At 40.8% G+C, this 15,045-nt stretch carries 12 protein-coding genes and 1 pseudogene; 8 read left to right on the plus strand and 5 right to left on the minus strand.

Annotated features, from left to right (window positions below; genetic code table 11):
* The first annotated feature begins 70 nt into the window (after positions 1-70).
* Together MSWHS_RS06300 and MSWHS_RS06305 are read left to right on the plus strand one after the other, a co-directional pair.
* The gene (locus MSWHS_RS06300; protein WP_048126917.1) at positions 71-682 is read left to right on the plus strand and encodes an orotate phosphoribosyltransferase-like protein; all 612 of its coding nucleotides are present in this window, start codon (positions 71-73) and stop codon (positions 680-682) included.
* Positions 683-1,003: 321 nt separating this feature from the next.
* Positions 1,004-1,402, plus strand: a complete 399-nt coding sequence (locus MSWHS_RS06305; RefSeq protein WP_048126919.1) for a transcriptional regulator protein — start codon at positions 1,004-1,006, stop codon at positions 1,400-1,402.
* A 237-nt stretch (positions 1,403-1,639) separates the two neighbouring features.
* Here MSWHS_RS06305 and MSWHS_RS06310 read toward each other — a convergent pair whose 3' ends face one another.
* Positions 1,640-1,864: a hypothetical protein gene (locus tag MSWHS_RS06310; RefSeq protein WP_048126922.1), complete on the minus strand. Its 225-nt coding sequence runs from the start codon at positions 1,862-1,864 to the stop codon at positions 1,640-1,642.
* Between the two features lie 912 nt (positions 1,865-2,776).
* On the opposite strand from MSWHS_RS06310, the gene MSWHS_RS06315 reads away from it, so the two are divergent.
* A complete protein-coding gene (locus MSWHS_RS06315; protein ID WP_048126924.1) occupies positions 2,777-3,280 on the plus strand; it encodes a rhodanese-like domain-containing protein in 504 nt (167 codons plus the stop codon).
* 200 nt (positions 3,281-3,480) lie between these two features.
* Here MSWHS_RS06315 and MSWHS_RS06320 read toward each other — a convergent pair whose 3' ends face one another.
* Positions 3,481-3,663 carry a hypothetical protein gene (locus tag MSWHS_RS06320; RefSeq protein ID WP_048126926.1) on the minus strand — a complete coding sequence of 61 codons (183 nt, stop codon included), beginning with the start codon at positions 3,661-3,663 and terminating at the stop codon, positions 3,481-3,483.
* An 81-nt stretch (positions 3,664-3,744) separates the two neighbouring features.
* A complete protein-coding gene (locus MSWHS_RS06325) occupies positions 3,745-4,800 on the minus strand; it encodes a methionine synthase (RefSeq protein WP_048126928.1) in 1,056 nt (351 codons plus the stop codon).
* 587 nt (positions 4,801-5,387) lie between these two features.
* On the opposite strand from MSWHS_RS06325, the gene MSWHS_RS06330 reads away from it, so the two are divergent.
* The 4 genes and pseudogenes from MSWHS_RS06330 to MSWHS_RS06350 all read left to right on the plus strand — a co-directional run bounded on the left by MSWHS_RS06330 (position 5,388) and on the right by MSWHS_RS06350 (position 11,565).
* Positions 5,388-6,371 (plus strand): serine/threonine-protein kinase RIO2, encoded by a 984-nt coding sequence (locus tag MSWHS_RS06330; protein ID WP_048126930.1) that lies wholly within the window; start codon positions 5,388-5,390, stop codon positions 6,369-6,371.
* 639 nt (positions 6,372-7,010) lie between these two features.
* Entirely contained in the window at positions 7,011-9,002 is a 1,992-nt protein-coding gene (locus MSWHS_RS06335) for a DUF460 domain-containing protein (protein WP_048126932.1), read from the plus strand.
* Positions 9,003-9,223: 221 nt separating this feature from the next.
* Positions 9,224-10,003 (plus strand): annotated as a pseudogene (locus MSWHS_RS19060) (IS630 family transposase).
* Positions 10,004-10,155: 152 nt separating this feature from the next.
* Positions 10,156-11,565 carry a right-handed parallel beta-helix repeat-containing protein gene (locus MSWHS_RS06350; protein ID WP_048126934.1) on the plus strand — a complete coding sequence of 470 codons (1,410 nt, stop codon included), beginning with the start codon at positions 10,156-10,158 and terminating at the stop codon, positions 11,563-11,565.
* Between the two features lie 83 nt (positions 11,566-11,648).
* On the opposite strand, the gene MSWHS_RS06355 is transcribed toward MSWHS_RS06350, so the two are convergent.
* Entirely contained in the window at positions 11,649-12,194 is a 546-nt protein-coding gene (locus tag MSWHS_RS06355; RefSeq protein WP_048126936.1) for a ferredoxin domain-containing protein, read from the minus strand.
* Positions 12,195-12,315: 121 nt separating this feature from the next.
* Positions 12,316-13,566, minus strand: coding sequence for an MBL fold metallo-hydrolase (locus MSWHS_RS06360; protein ID WP_048126938.1), 1,251 nt, complete (start codon positions 13,564-13,566; stop codon positions 12,316-12,318).
* Between the two features lie 440 nt (positions 13,567-14,006).
* Here MSWHS_RS06360 and MSWHS_RS06365 point away from each other — a divergent pair, with 440 nt between their 5' ends.
* A complete protein-coding gene (locus MSWHS_RS06365; RefSeq protein WP_048126940.1) occupies positions 14,007-14,459 on the plus strand; it encodes a universal stress protein in 453 nt (150 codons plus the stop codon).
* The last annotated feature ends 586 nt before the right edge of the window (positions 14,460-15,045 follow it).

Genomic DNA, 15,045 nt, shown 5'->3' on the forward strand with positions numbered 1-15,045 from the left:
TTATAATACGGTTTTAATTTAGAGATTCCGGAAATACAGCCGGATAAAAATTTCAGGTGGGAATAGAAGCATGAAGGATATAGAAGATTTAATCCAGAAAGCTGTGGAACTGCAGAATAGCGGGCTTATTACCGCCCAGATTGCCGATGAACTCAACGTTTCAAGGGAAACGGTTACCTGGCTTTTAACCCGTTCAAAAAAAGAAGAAACAACCCCCGCTCCAAAAGATATTTCTGTAAACTGGAGCAGTATAGGGAAAAGTGCTCAACGTCTCCATAATATTTCGCTTGCACTTTGCGACATGGTGCTTGAGACCCTGGAAAAGGCAAATGCCGATGTAGACGTGGTTGTTGGTATTGCTGCCAATGGTATTCCTCTGGCAAGCATGATGGCATATGAACTGGGTGCAGATTTAGCTATTTATCATCGTACAGGACAGGATATAGCTCATGCAGGCAACAGAGGGACCATAAGCAGAAATTTTGGATCCGTTGCCGGTAAAAACTGTGTTATTGTGGATGATGTAGTTACCACCGGTTCAACAAGTATGGAAGTGATTGGGAAGCTGAGAGAAATGGATGCAAAACCAAGAGTTGTAGCGGTACTGGTCGACAAAAAAGGTGCAGATACAATCTCTAATGTTCCAATTCAGTCTCTTGTAAAAATTGTACGTTTGGACTGAAATATACCCGGGGTTCGTTACGAAATATTTTCGGCAACACATAATTATTTTAGAGCTACCTATTCTTATCCCAAACGATAGTTCTGGCCTTTCTTGTGACAAGGTTGCTAGAAGGTTTCTAGGGGATGTTATGTGGTTAACCAATGAATAAAGAAAAAACGCTATTTAGTAGCTTCAAAATGTAAAAACGGCACCTTTTATCATGCAAATGCATATTTTTTGAAAATGTTTATAAGGTATCATCAACTTTAATAAGTAATTATAAGAGCATTCTTTAAGCTGACAAACTATCCATAACACTAGATATATCGAGGAGTCATCATGAAAGATTCTGAAGTAAAAATGTTGGACGAAAACGACCATATTTTTATTAAAGCATTAAGTGATCTCGGGATGTCAAGAAATGCTGCTACAGCCATGGCGTATCTTATGACTGTAAACGAAGCTTCATCCCAGGAAATAGAAATAAGTACTAGATTAAGACAACCTGAAGTCAGTCTTGCAATAAGGCTAATGCACAGCCAATCCTGGATCAGTGTGCGCTCAGAAAAAAAGCCCGGGAAAGGGCGACCAATGAAGATTTATTCTCTGATAGCACCTGTTGACGAGATCATAAGTTATTATGAAGACAAGATTTACAAAGAATCTCAGGCAACAATCTCAGCAATCAAGAAACTGAAAGTAATGAGCAAACAGGTGTCTTTCACTCCCTCAAAATGAAGAATCTCAAACAGGATTAGCTCCATAATGACTGCCAACCCTTTTTGGGAATTCACTATTATGGAAAAAAAACATTTAATATGGACCGCTTAACTTTGGATAACTTCGTTTAGCTTTTCTATCTGTTCATCCTTAATGCGCAACTGGTCCTTAGATAGGCAGGGTCTTCATGCCTGCCTACGATACCTATCCTTATCCCTGAAGTCTGGGATAATCCTTCCACGTATGGTTCCGGGTTTAATAACGAACAGGATTAGAACCGTACCTTGAACCTTTTCGTTCTTCATCTTCTACTTTTATTTTATGCGATACAGTTGAATCAGCCGGTTTTTCGTCTTCTACTTTTATTTTATGCCAGCCACACAAACAGCGAAATTCTTTGCAATACATGATGTGTTTTACAACATGAGCAAAACCTATTATCGCTAATATATAACCCACTATTTTTATTAATTTATGCACAGTTATTCACTCCAAGCTATTATGATACCTTATCATTTATGAAGATACGCAAACAAACAGAAAGCTGTCATTATACAGCAAATGGTGACACTATGACTACAAAAACGTAGAGTATCGACGAGATAACAGAAACGATTTATTTGTCATACAGAAACAATTTATTTGTCATACAGAAACAATTTATTTGTCATACAGAAACTTTCTGTATTTGGAACTTGAGGCTATTAGAAACTGGGAGAGGTCACACCCCTGGGGAGAGTCCATATTAAAATCTTGAAGAAATAAGGCCAGATATTTGAATAATATTTTTTCTACATATATAGCTATGTGAATAGTTGCTTTTTTGTACCTGTCAGGGTTCCTGGCATAAAATACAATATTTGTTGCTAGAATTTTCTGAAAAATAATCTCAGATTTCCCGGTTTTATTGTGGTTTTCAGCTCTTGGTGCTTCTAGGGTCTTCTGATGATGAGGATCTGAGTTTATTCTTATTTTTTATATTAGCAGAAATGATATATTTCTAAATTTATAATTTCAATATGATATTATTTTCGAGATAGTAATCAAAAGTAGAAACGAACATGGCAGAATTAACTGCAAAGTTGTTTCGTGATTACTTTGGTGGCAGTTGGATTGGCAATGTCAAGAAAAACGGTTAGTTTCAACGCGAAGTCGTTCAGGACGATACCAGGCAAGTTGCTATAGCCGGCTGACTGTGACATCAATAGATGGTTCGATCCCCGGTACTACGAATTCAGCGGGTACGGCGAGCTTTAATGGACATATTATGAAAAATAAAATAGTAAGTCAAATAAAAGTAGATTGGGATGAGTTCAAAAAGAAGAGGACAATAGAAATGGTAAAAATTTTGAGTTAAAAATAGAGAAGAATAAATTTAGGTGGAGGAATTAGTTGAATAAACAATACTTGTCAGGTTCTGCAATTCTGATTGCGCTTCTCATAATTGCCCCGGGTATTGCAGGATCAGTACCTGAGATTGATTGTACTGTTTCTGCTGGATACAAAAATGTTACGCCCTGTGTTGCTAGTGAGATACTCGAACAAAAATGTGTGTTTATTCTGGATGTTCGTACCCCCGCTGAATACAAATACGGGCATGTTGAAGGAGCAAAACTGATCCCATTAAAAAATGTGCCGGCATATGATCTTGTTAATTTATCCGATAGTTACCTATTGCCGAATAGAATGGATGAATTTCCAGTGAATAAAAATACAAAAATACTTGTTTTTTGTAAAACAGGAAAAAGAGGTGCTGCTGCAAGCCAGTTGATAGCAGATGCGGGTTACAAAAGAGTATATAACATTCAGAATGGTATCGATTCGTGGGTAAATGCTGGGTATCCCCTTGTATTTGACTCTACAGAATGGACAGTCCGTTATCCTTCAAATCTATGATACAACGCAGGTATTTAAGTTGAATAAATATATTTGCACTGCCCCTGTATTAGCACAAAGGTCGCAGGCGATCCTGCCCAGTTCCGGTGGTGCTGGTACAGGATGTCGTCGAAGAGAGGTCATTTATTGACGCATGGCAAGCATGTTAACTCTGGATTGACTATAGGTCCAGGGAAATCCGGAATTCTTCCAGCCATTCTTCATCCGCTTTCCATATCGAAGTTGTTCTTGATGTAGCCGTGGCTCAGCACGACGTCTTTGCCGATCTCAATGGTTGCCAGGGTCTGGGACAACAGGTTGGGAACCATGTCGACGTGCTTGATGCCCTGGTACGTATCTTCGACGTCCAGGTAGAAAGTCTGCTTGCCTCGGCTGCCTTCCATTTCGCCTTAAACATACCATTGGGTATTTTCCATGCAGTGATTGCCATCTCTGCAATGTTTGCGCCTGTAATTCAAAGAATTTCATGTCCGGTTTGGACCAGAGTTCTTCTTTTCTGCATTAAATTCATTTATACCTTTTGCGGTATTTTCAAGAAGCTTGAAAGCGAGGTCCTGATCAGGCCAGAACGCTAGCCCGCAGTCCGGGCTTGCATACTTTATGCGATCTCCAAGAACGGAAAAAGCCGTTTCAAGCCTCTTTTTTATGACATCCGGAGTCTCGAGCTCAGTTACGATTTTTTGCATGTACTCCTTTTCCTCCCAGGCATTAATTCCATACTTTTCATTGACAATACTTATAAGACTGAAAATATCGGTTCTCGATATTCCGACTCCTATATAAGTATTTGAATTCTCCAGTACTTTTCTGTCCAGAAGATCCAGGTAGGAAGGAGTTGCTGCATACTCAAATCCGATGACATTGATCGGGGTTTCGCATATAAGCTTATATTTCAATGGGGAATACAGGTGAATCTCCACGTCAGTTCCCTGCTGCCGGGCATAATTGGAAGCAACGGTAAGAGCCGATATGATGTCAGCGTCAGAAAATTGAATCTTATCGTTTAATCCCAGGCTGATTTCATCCAGAGCTATAACTTTAATTTTGAAATTTTTTGCTGTTTTAAATGCCTGTTTAATGAATTTCTCAATATCCAGTGCAAGAATATGGTATGCGTCCACAAAAGCTGTTGCCCCGAAAGCTTGAAGATACATATCCGTAGGGCCTGCAATACAAACCCTGGCTTCAATAGTCTTTCCGGTCTCTTTTTTGAATTGTTTTGCGACTGCATCGATTATTTCCAGCTCAAGGATCTTTGCATTTTCTTCTTTTAGCACATAAGGTTCATAACAATTTTTTTCTTCTATGATGATATCCAGGAACTGGCCTATCATATCTCTAAACTGGGGATATGTGGGAACGTGTACTCCCACATCAATTTTTCTCTGGAAAGCTTCCCTTATCATTGAAAAAAGTTTTTCGTCCTCGTCCCGGTTTTCAGCTGCAGCCTTTACCCACTCCCTCGTGACACCCTCAGGTGTGGGAAGGCTGCCTTCATCAATAAAAATAATCTCCTGCATGTCTGGTATATAAGAAAGTTAAAGCTTTATAGATATTGGAATTGCTCTAACGATACAGTACAAGATGGAACCGGAATTTTTTTCATTTCTGTTTCTCCGGGCCCATTATTAATCAGTTGATATTATTCCGGAGTGCCCGAAAATGGAATCTTTTAGTTTTCTCCCTTTTGCACAGGACTTAGCCAGCCCGTCATCAACTAATAAATAACAACAAGCGAACCTACCATGCTATTTAGAGAAACCAATTTTTATGGATAAATGCCCTCACATGACCTGAAAAATGCTTCTCATGATCCCGAATAACTTTTTTCAATACACAATTTATATCAGTGCCTCCGCCAGCTTGCCTGTTCATTTCTACTTGTTAGTGTCTTACAGGTGTCCTTCACAGTGAATGATTTTGTATGGGGCAGAAATATCTATACTTTAAGTCCTCTTGAGTGCAGCGAAAAGGACAGCGTACTGTTGCGATTACATCGCAACTCCCGTAAAATCTCCGATTTCCTGCGATCCCAAAGCGCAATTCGGGCGTGACACAATTCGGGCGATCATTTAAATATCGAAGGGGATATGTATAACAGGATAGGATGATCGACGAAGTGCTAAAGGTTTTCAAAAAAATCGATGCAAAGGATTTCAGGACACTTACAGGCATCGAGACAGGGATGAAACATTTTGAGTGGGTGCCTATAGAGGAATTGAATAAATACACTAAAATGCCTTTTGATAAGCTGGAATACAGGCTGAAGAAGCTTGTCCGGGATAAACTTGTGGTCAGGACCACCCAGCCTTATGAAGGATATCAGATTTATTTTGAGGGCTATGATGCCCTCGCTCTCAATGCCTTTGTGAAAAGGAAAAGCATCAGTGCCATAGGGGATGAAGTAGGGGTAGGTAAGGAGTCCGTCATTTTGGAAGCGATCCGGCAGCCTGAGCTTGCAATAGGGGAGCCTTCTCCGGTCGTAATCAAATTTCACAGGGAAGGCAGGACCAGCTTCAAGCAAATAAAAAGAGTACGTGAACACATTGGGGAAAGAGAACACTTTTCATGGATTTATGCTGCTCGTCTTGCTGCCCAGAGGGAGTATGAGATCATGACAAGGGTGTACCCGCAGGTGTCTATCCCAAAACCCCTGGATCAGAACAGGCATGCAATTGTCATGGAGCTTGCAAAAGGCAGCCTGCTCTCAAAAACAAAGCTTCTTAACGCTGAATGGTATCTCGATGAGATTCTCAGGCAGGTAAAGATAACCTATTCTCTGGGAGTTATCCATGCCGATTTAAGCGAATATAACATCTTTGTATCCGAAGAAGGCGTCCAGCTCATTGACTGGCCTCAATATATAACTCCTGACCATCCCCAAGCTGACGAAATTCTCGAAAGGGATATTTCAAATGTGCTGGTTCATTTTTACCGGAAATATGATATTAAAAGGGAGCTTAAAGAAGTTTTCGAAGAGATCAAAAGTGAAGCAAGCTTAATCGAATCAAGCAGAGATGAAGCAAGCAGAGAAGAAGCAAGCAGAGAAGAAGCAATTACTGAAGAAACAGGTAAAAGGGAGAAGGTCTAAATGAGGGGAATGTCAGCGAAGAAAATAAAGATAAAGAAAATTACAGCTAAGAAGAAGCGTTCGGAAAAGAGAGGAATTCAAAGAAACAGATAAAAGATAAGTAAACTCAGATCGGATAAAGAAAATAAAAATTTCTTATCGTAAAAATTTTTTGTTGCGATAAATATTGGTAGTTCACAACTTGACTTTCCCTCTGAGCAAGCTACAACAATGTCACACGCACCGTGGTCCTCCGAAGACCGCCTTCATCCTACGTTTTTCAACTGTGATTCTCTAATCCTACCAGTCCTTAAATGATGAGGGTGTCTGTCATTTTTATATGTAAATATTATAATTCAGTTCTAACGCTCTCGAAAATGCTCCTTAAATCTATTGGGGCCTATTTTCTTGATATTCCTTAAATTGACTCAATTTTAAGTTTTTAGCTGCAATCTAACCAATGAAATGATTAATTGTGGGAAAAGGCTAATTGAAGGGTATATTTTCTCCCGAGAAAACTCAAAGGCGGGTAAAATTTTAAAAATTGAAGTTAGATGAGGTGAAAAAGCAGGACCTTATAGGCTATTATAGGCTATGTTAATTTTGTAAAATAAAGGTATAAATCAGTTAAATATATATTCAACAAGAGATAATATATAGGTGTTCATGCAAAACAGGATCATCTATGGAATTGATATTGCCCGGGGTTCCCCAAGGGCAAAGGAACTTCCTCGCTATGCTCTGGCTATCCTGAGGGATGGAGAAGTTTTCCATCAGAGTATGCTCCGCCGCCAGAAGATCTTTAATCTGATCCAGATGGACAGACCGGTGATTATAGCCGTTGACAATATTTTCGAGCTTGCGGCTGACAGAACAGAGCTCTTTTCTCTTATGGAACACCTGCCTGATGAGGTTAAACTCGTTCAGGTTACAGGTGGGCTTCATCAGGAACCTCTGGTCAGAATTGCACGGAAGTACGGTTTTTCCTTTGACCCCCAAAACCCTAATGACGAAGCTGAAGTCTGTGCCCGGCTTGCAGATCTGGGGGTAGGGCATGAGGTCTCTCTTTTTGAAGATATTACGAGAATTAAAGTCAGTAGAGCCCGTTCCCTCGGGCGGGGAGGCTGGAGCCAGAACCGGTACAGAAGAAAGGTACACGGAGCGGTGCTTCAGAAAAGTCGGGAGATTGAAAATACCCTCAAGGATCTTTCACGGGAAAAAGGGATTAGATTCGAAGCTGTAAACGTGAAAGGGTTTGGGGGCTATGTCAGATCTGAATTTACAGTCTATGCAAAACGCGGAGAGATTCCAATACATCCAATGGCGAGCAGTGATGCGCAGGTAAGTGTGAGAAGTGTCGAACGCGACAAAATCCGTTATGTTCCCCTGAAACCGAAGAATTCCAGGCGGAAATTCACAATCGTAGGACTCGATCCGGGAACAACCGTGGGCATAGCTATTCTTTCTCTTGATGGAGACCTCCTCTATTTGAAAAGCTCCAGGGGAATAGCTCCTGATGAAGTTGTCAAGCTTATTGCCGAATACGGAAAACCTGCAGTAATTGCAAGCGATGTCACTCCAATACCAGGCTCGGTTGAAAAAATCCGGAGGAGCTTTAATGCAGTCCCTGCAAGCCCTGGAATCGAGGTTTCTGCCGAAGAAAAAATTTCGCTTGGAAAAACCTTCGGCTATTCCAATGACCATGAAAGGGATGCCTTAACTGCAGCCCTTCTCACCTACAGGAGCTACAAGAATATCTTTATGCGGATTGAAAAGAAAGCCCCGGCAAATGCGGACCTCGAATTGATAAAGCTTCATGTAATCCGTGGAGACTCAATAGAAGCTGCGATCGAAAAAGTACGGGCTGTCTCGATTGCTCCTGAAAAGCTGAAGGCAAGGGCTGCTCCTGAAAAACCCGAGGAAAGGGTAGTTGAAGAATCTCTTTTGAAAATGAGAGAGACTGTTCAGAGACAGGGAGAACAGATTCAGAACCTGCAGGATTATGTAGAAGAATTAAAACAGGAACTTATTGCAAAAGACAGGAAAATCTCAAAGCTTGATTCAAGGTTAAAAGGCTTCAAAAAAGAAGCTTACGGTGAAGTCCGGAAATCAAAAGAAATCCAGATAAGGGACAGCACCATAGAGAACCTGAAAAAAGAGCTCAGCAATAAAAATAAAACTGTCAAAGAACTCAGGCGCAGGAGCAACAAACTGCGTAAAATCCGGAAAATGGAAATCCGTGGTGAAGGTATCCCTGTAAAGGTTATTGCAGCTTTTACAAAGGAGTCCATTGCCGAAACACAGGAAAAGTACGGGCTCAAGCCAGGAGATGTGGTTTTCCTTGAAAATCCAAGCGGAGGAGGAGCAGCAACCGCCCAGATCCTTGTAGAAGCTAGAGTTCGGGCAGTGCTCATCCCGGAAGATATATCACATGCAGCAGAAGATACTTTTTTCAAGGGGGACGTGCCGGTCTTAAGGGGTATCCCGCTTGAAAGGGCGGAAGACTTTGCAATGGCAGAACCCGAAACCCTGAAAACCGCAATTGTTGAGTGGGAAAAAGAAGTCGAAATCAAACGCCACAAAGCCAAGGAAGATGAATTGCAAAGCCTCTTTGAAGAATACAGAAGTGAAAGGAGAAGGGGACTTGTTTAAGGCTCTTCTGATCTTTCCCTTATTAGTATCCTCTTCAAATTTCTAAAGCAACTATTATATTGGTTATGGAATAGTTTCCTGTGAATTATCCCTAAGCTAAAGACCTAGCGGCTTCTCACTTCATGGAAGACCGTCGGCATCTCCATGAGCGTTAATTCGGGTTAGTCTCAACCATTTAATTATTGGTCGTCTTTATAAGCTTTGAATCTCTTTATACTTTCATGCTACAGATTAAACTTGAAGATCATGAGGTAAGTTTCCTTATGGACTTTGTGAGAAAAGGACATAAAAACGCAAGGGAACTAACCCGGGCTCGCATCCTCCTCCTGTCAAACCAGCGAAAAGGAGTTATTGAGATAGCGGAAACATTAGGTGTTTCCAGAAATACTACTTTGAATATAAGGAAGAGGTATGTGGAAGAAGGTCTCCCGAACGCTCTTATGGACAAGCCAAGATCCGGTCAGCCTGTAAAATACACCGAAAAACATGTTGCAGAAGTAATCGCTTTAGCTTGTAGCAGTTCTCCTTATGGAAGCAAACGATGGTCGCTGTCTCTGCTTACCGAAGAACTGAGGAAGAAAGAAGGATTTGAAACAATAAGCAAAGAGAGTATCAGGCTTATTTTGAAAAAGGCAAAACTAAGCCCTTATTGAGGCGGATGTGGTGCATTCAGACTATTGATTCTGAATATAGGGAAAGTATGTACGGCATTCTTAATCTGTACGAAGAGGATTGATTCTAAAAACCCTCTTGTCTGCCTTGACGAGAAACCAAAACAACTTCTTAAAGATAAGAGAAAGTCCATTCCAATGAAGCCGGAAAGTCAAGAAAAATATGATTACGAATATGTTGGGAATGGAACTGAACGCCGCAGAAATTGAGATCAATGTGATATGGATATCGAATGTACAGACAGAAGGACCGGTGACATAGATTAACTTTCCCATGAAGTGGATGCATGGACGAAGAGGAGAAACAAACAAGAAAAGAAAATTGAATGAAAATTTACGAAGAAGAATGCCGATGAGAAAATGTCTAAATATTGTGTAGAATAATTAAATTGCCAGGACACTGGTATTTATCAAGCCCGATCAAAAATCCACACTCAAAATATTCTCAAGGCTGAAGTTCATAATTAAAAGTAAGGGATAAAATGAATGAAAAACATCTGAGGTACGTACGGCAAAACAGGAAAAAAATAGGAATTTCCATTGTAATTCTTCTTTTCCTGATCGCACTGGGAATATACATTCTTTATGCTATACAATCTGATTATTCTCTTATACCGTTAAATAAGACTGTGTATGTAGCTGGCGATGGAAGCGGAAACTTCACCTGTGATGGAAGTGACGACCAGGTAGAGATAAATCAAGCTCTGGCATATGTTGCAGAAAATCGACAGTATTCAACCGTTTATTTAAAGGGTCCAAATATATACGATATCTCTGATAGTATTTTAATTGGAAGTAATACGGTCCTTGAGGGGGATTCCACAGCCGTAATTAAACTTAAAGACAAAGCAGGCTGGCCGGTGGGTAAGCCACTGATAACTCAGATTGACAGTGCCGGAATCCATAGAGTCACTATAAAAGGATTTGAAATCAACGGAGATCATGACCATAATCAGGACAAGAAGAAAGGAGATGGGTATTACAATATGATTCATTTCCTAAATTCTAAAAACATACAGGTTCATGACATGTACCTGCATGATGGGCATGGAGACGGGCTGAAAGTAGATAAGGGATCCAACATTCAATTTTACAACAACAAAGTGTATAAATTGGGGCATGACGGTCTTTACGCAATTGAGTGCACGAACGTAGAAGCCTGGAACAACACAATAACTTGCAGGACTAATAGTGGTCTTAGAATATGGAACTCAAACCACATAAAATTCCACGATAATGTGATCGACTCTTTTTACGACTGGAGCGCAGGCGGCCCGGGAATCCTGATCGAGAAATCAACAGGTATCGTGAACGATGTAGAGATCTATAATAATACTATCCATAACACTTATGGACCTGGAATCTGGTTGATAGGTTATGGAGAGTCTTATCCCGAGGAAGAGGCACAGAATGTCCACATTCATCATAATACCTTTTACAACACCGGTACGAACCCCGGTATTGACTGGGTAGGTGGTATAGTAACAAGTGGGTTTTACGATACTCTCATTGAGAATAACGTATTTGATGGTATATATCATGCTGCTATTATCAATATGTACCCTTCAGTTTCTACAGGTACAGGTGACCCTGTTGACCTTTCACCTCAGGGTACAGGATACATAACGGTTATCCGCAACAATATAATTGTAAATACCCAGAAACGCACAAAAGACCCTGATGGGACAGGATACGCAGTGATCAATTATCTCCCTGAAACACATACCTTTGTGCTGGATAATAACTGTTTGTATAATAATGTGGGTGGAAATTATAAAAATGCAAACTCAACCACTGACATATATGTAGCTCCTCTCTTTGTAGATCTTGGTTCACATGATTATCGTCTGAAATCAAATTCTCCCTGTGTCGTTGCCGGGAATCCATCTTAAATTCTTCAAAAAATACTGGAGAAAATGGTAACCTGATAAAGTGTCAAAGTCGGCAACACATTTGAGATGCCGTCTCTGGCTCTTTATTTTCTATCAAAGAAGATATTTTTCCCGGTCACACTCAGAGGGATTCCAAAAGCAACATCTACATCCAGAAGGCCGGAAACCCTCGTTGCTGCACCAATTGAATACATGACCCGGTTATCAATGCAGAAATCTTTGGCTTTTGCAGTAGCTGCTCCCACAGCAATTCCCAGGTCTGCATATTTGAGCATGCAGTTTGGACCTTTAAAATCTGCTTCTACCTTCTGCTGATCCAGCATTTCTGCACAGGTTTTAAATCCACAGGCTCCGCAGTTCAAGCCTGCCACCCCGCTGGCTTTGACTCCTATGAGGACAGCAGCCCCCGCGTTTCTGAGGTTTATGGCATCTCTTTTGAGGAAAGAAAAGCCTTCGCCTTTTCCTTCTGCCAGCTTTTCCATTGCCGAGGCAAGGATTTCAATATCCTCTTTTTCAACAAGGGCAGTTACTATGTCGTCTACTCCTTTGGTTTTCGGGGCAGTCCGCGCAGCCAGAAGGATGCTCTTTGCAAGTGTTTCAAGAACTTCGGATTCAGGATTGAGGATCATGCATGGATTATTGGAATTTAGGGTGCTTAAGCATTTCGAAGCTTCTTGAAAAACTTCATCTTTTACTCATTTTTCTTTCCTTTTTTCTTCTCTTTTTGTTCCTCTATTTTCCTTTCTTCCTTTAAATGCTGAAGGATTCCCCGTTTGCGGGTGCATAAGCTTCTACGCCTATTTCCTCTGAAATCCACTGTGCAAAAGCTTCGGTTCGTTCCCCGTGCATGACAAAAACCCTTTCAGTTCCCTTTTTGCAGAAATCCTTTACGACCTGTTTCAGCTCCTGGTCTCCGCAGTGGGCAGAAAAGTCGTACTGCTCGATTCTGGGCTTGAGAGCAAGGACAGACCCATCGGTTTCGATGACTCCGTGTTTCAGTGCCAACCGGCCGTTTGTACCTTCAACCTGGTAGCCTGTGAGCAGAATTTTTGATTTTGGGTCTTTGTAAAGGCGGCTCAGATAATAAAGTACCGGCCCCCCGTTCAGCATTCCGGCTGTAGTGACAATGACTGAAGGCTCTTTAAGGAGTGATTCCCGCTGTTTTTTTCTTACAGAAATCGCACGTCCGAATGCACTGTCAAGGAGATCCGGATTTCTCAGATAATTTGGAACTTTTTTGAGGATTTTGTACACATCTCTGCCCATCCCGTCCACGTAAGCCCTGATTCCGTGGGCGTCAAGCAGCATCAGGATCTCCTGAGTTCTGCCTATTGCAAAGGCAGGGATAAGGGCAGTGCCTCCTCTCTCCAGGGTCTCATGGACAGATTCTATAAATCGCTCTTCGGTTTCTTTTCGCGGGATATGTTCTTCTCCGAAGTATGTACTTTCAAGCACAAGTGTATCAGCCTCAGGAAACTTTTCTGCACCGGGCACAAGCCTTGTTTCTTTCAAGCTGAAATCTCCTGTGTAAAAGAGACTTTCTCCCAATTCGGATTCCAGATGGATTCCCGAAGCTCCGGGGATATGGCCTGCGTTGTAGAAGCAGGCACGGTACCCATGAGTTTTGAATGGTTCCCCGTAGTCTTTTCTCCAGGTCAGCTGGGTAAGCCTTTGAAGATCATCGGGGTCAAAAGGAGCCACACCTGATAGGGTGGTTTCTGCAAGCTTGAGGGTATCTTTCCCTAAAAGGTTGGTAAATTCTGCGGTAGGGGGGGTCATGAAGACTTCAGGGCTCTGGTACATCAGGTTAGGGACCGCCCCGCAGTGGTCCAGATGCCCGTGGGATATTAGCACGGCTTTCGGCTCCATGCCATTCTGGGGATATTGGGGGATATCTCCAGCCTTTATACCGTAATCGAGCAGAACTTCCCCATTTACAAGCAAACCCGAACGTCCTACTTCCCTGCATCCGCCTTTAAAGCTAAGCTCCAGAATAAACACTCCTTGTGAATTTTTTATATTTTAATTTCTCGAATAAGCTTTTTCAAAAAACCTTTTGAAATAAATCTGGCTTTACAGACCTTATAAGTTTTGATCCGACGGCTAAAAGCTTAAGGTACAGTAACTTGCAGAAACATATGAAATATTATGATTAAATAATAAAAATCCTGAGACACCTGATCAATTGATTGATACTGTACAGCATACCCGGATGACACTTTTCGTATTTAATCTCTTTTATGGAAGATTAGTCTGAATCTGCTCTGAAAATAAGTCATAGAAGCTGTGAGTAACTCTTTTCATAGTTACTCATTTTCGTACTGTCTCACATACTTATATTTATAATCAGGTTAGTACATTATTATAGGGCATTTAGAGTTTACACATAATTTTTTCATGGAAGTTGAATGCGAGTTAAAAGCTGTAATGGAGAACAATACATGACGAGTGATTTTTTCCGAAATATAGTGATTGCAACAGATGGATCCGCGAATACCCGGAGGGCTATTTCTTACGGTATTGAGCTTGCAAAACTTAGCGGAGCTACTGTCCACGCCCTTCACGTAGTAAATACATCTTCTACAATTTCCGAAAATTGGACTGCTGGCAAAGAAATAATATACAAAATTATGATGGGAGATGGGGAGAAAGCAGTATCTGAAGTTAAGGAGATTGGAGAGGAAGCAGGGGTAGAGGTAAGAACAGTTCTTTTAGATGGGTACCCGAGTGATGAAATTATCAATTTTGCAGAATATAATAACGTGGATCTTATAGTAATGGGTACACTTGGAAAAACCGGCCTCGGAAAATTTCTGTTGGGAAGTGTTGCAGAAAAAGTCGTAAGAGGTTCAAAAGTTCCTGTTGTGGTCGTACGGGCTGGAAAACAAAGCTGAAACTTTCTGCTAATTACAACTGTCAATTACAATATACACTATTTTTTGGGTTTCCAATTGCCAACCACTTTAAGAACAGCATTCGATATACCTGCAAAAACAGCAATAACAATTGCCACCTTAAACCAAAATGATCCTCCACTCTTAGACATAACGTAACATATGAGAACCAACTATAAAAAATCAGGTATTATATTGTTGGATAAATACTATATATGCAGGAAAAAAAAGAAAAGAGAACATGGAGGGAATAAATTTTCTCTTTTCTCACAAGAACTGTTTACGATTCAATTATTTAAAAAACTTTTGAGAGTTCTTTTTACATTGTCCTGGTGCTCCGGAAACTCAAAACATAGTTTAAAAACTGGAAAACTCTTTTTTAGCTGGTCGGATAACCTGGAAAAATGTTTACAGTTTCTTCGAAAACTCCGAGAATATGAACGATTTTAGACACTTTTAGATGTTTTTAGGAGAATTTGCACGGAAATTCACAAAGAGTATTTGAGATAATTAAATACAGTGGGGACAGGGAAATGTAAAAGAATTAGTTTGTAGAATTTGAGAAGTGAACTACCACTCAGCTAAA

The organism is Methanosarcina sp. WWM596, assembly GCF_000969965.1.
Lineage (GTDB): Archaea > Halobacteriota > Methanosarcinia > Methanosarcinales > Methanosarcinaceae > Methanosarcina.

Coding starts and splice junctions, on each gene's coding strand:
- MSWHS_RS06300 (WP_048126917.1), top strand. CDS start 71: ATGAAGGATATAGAAGATTTAATCCAGAAAGCTGTGGAACTGCAGAAT.
- MSWHS_RS06305 (WP_048126919.1), top strand. CDS start 1,004: ATGAAAGATTCTGAAGTAAAAATGTTGGACGAAAACGACCATATTTTT.
- MSWHS_RS06320 (WP_048126926.1), bottom strand. CDS start 3,663: ATGGAAGGCAGCCGAGGCAAGCAGACTTTCTACCTGGACGTCGAAGAT.
- MSWHS_RS06325 (WP_048126928.1), bottom strand. CDS start 4,800: ATGCAGGAGATTATTTTTATTGATGAAGGCAGCCTTCCCACACCTGAG.
- MSWHS_RS06330 (WP_048126930.1), top strand. CDS start 5,388: ATGATCGACGAAGTGCTAAAGGTTTTCAAAAAAATCGATGCAAAGGAT.
- MSWHS_RS06350 (WP_048126934.1), top strand. CDS start 10,156: ATGAATGAAAAACATCTGAGGTACGTACGGCAAAACAGGAAAAAAATA.
- MSWHS_RS06355 (WP_048126936.1), bottom strand. CDS start 12,194: ATGATCCTCAATCCTGAATCCGAAGTTCTTGAAACACTTGCAAAGAGC.
- MSWHS_RS06365 (WP_048126940.1), top strand. CDS start 14,007: ATGACGAGTGATTTTTTCCGAAATATAGTGATTGCAACAGATGGATCC.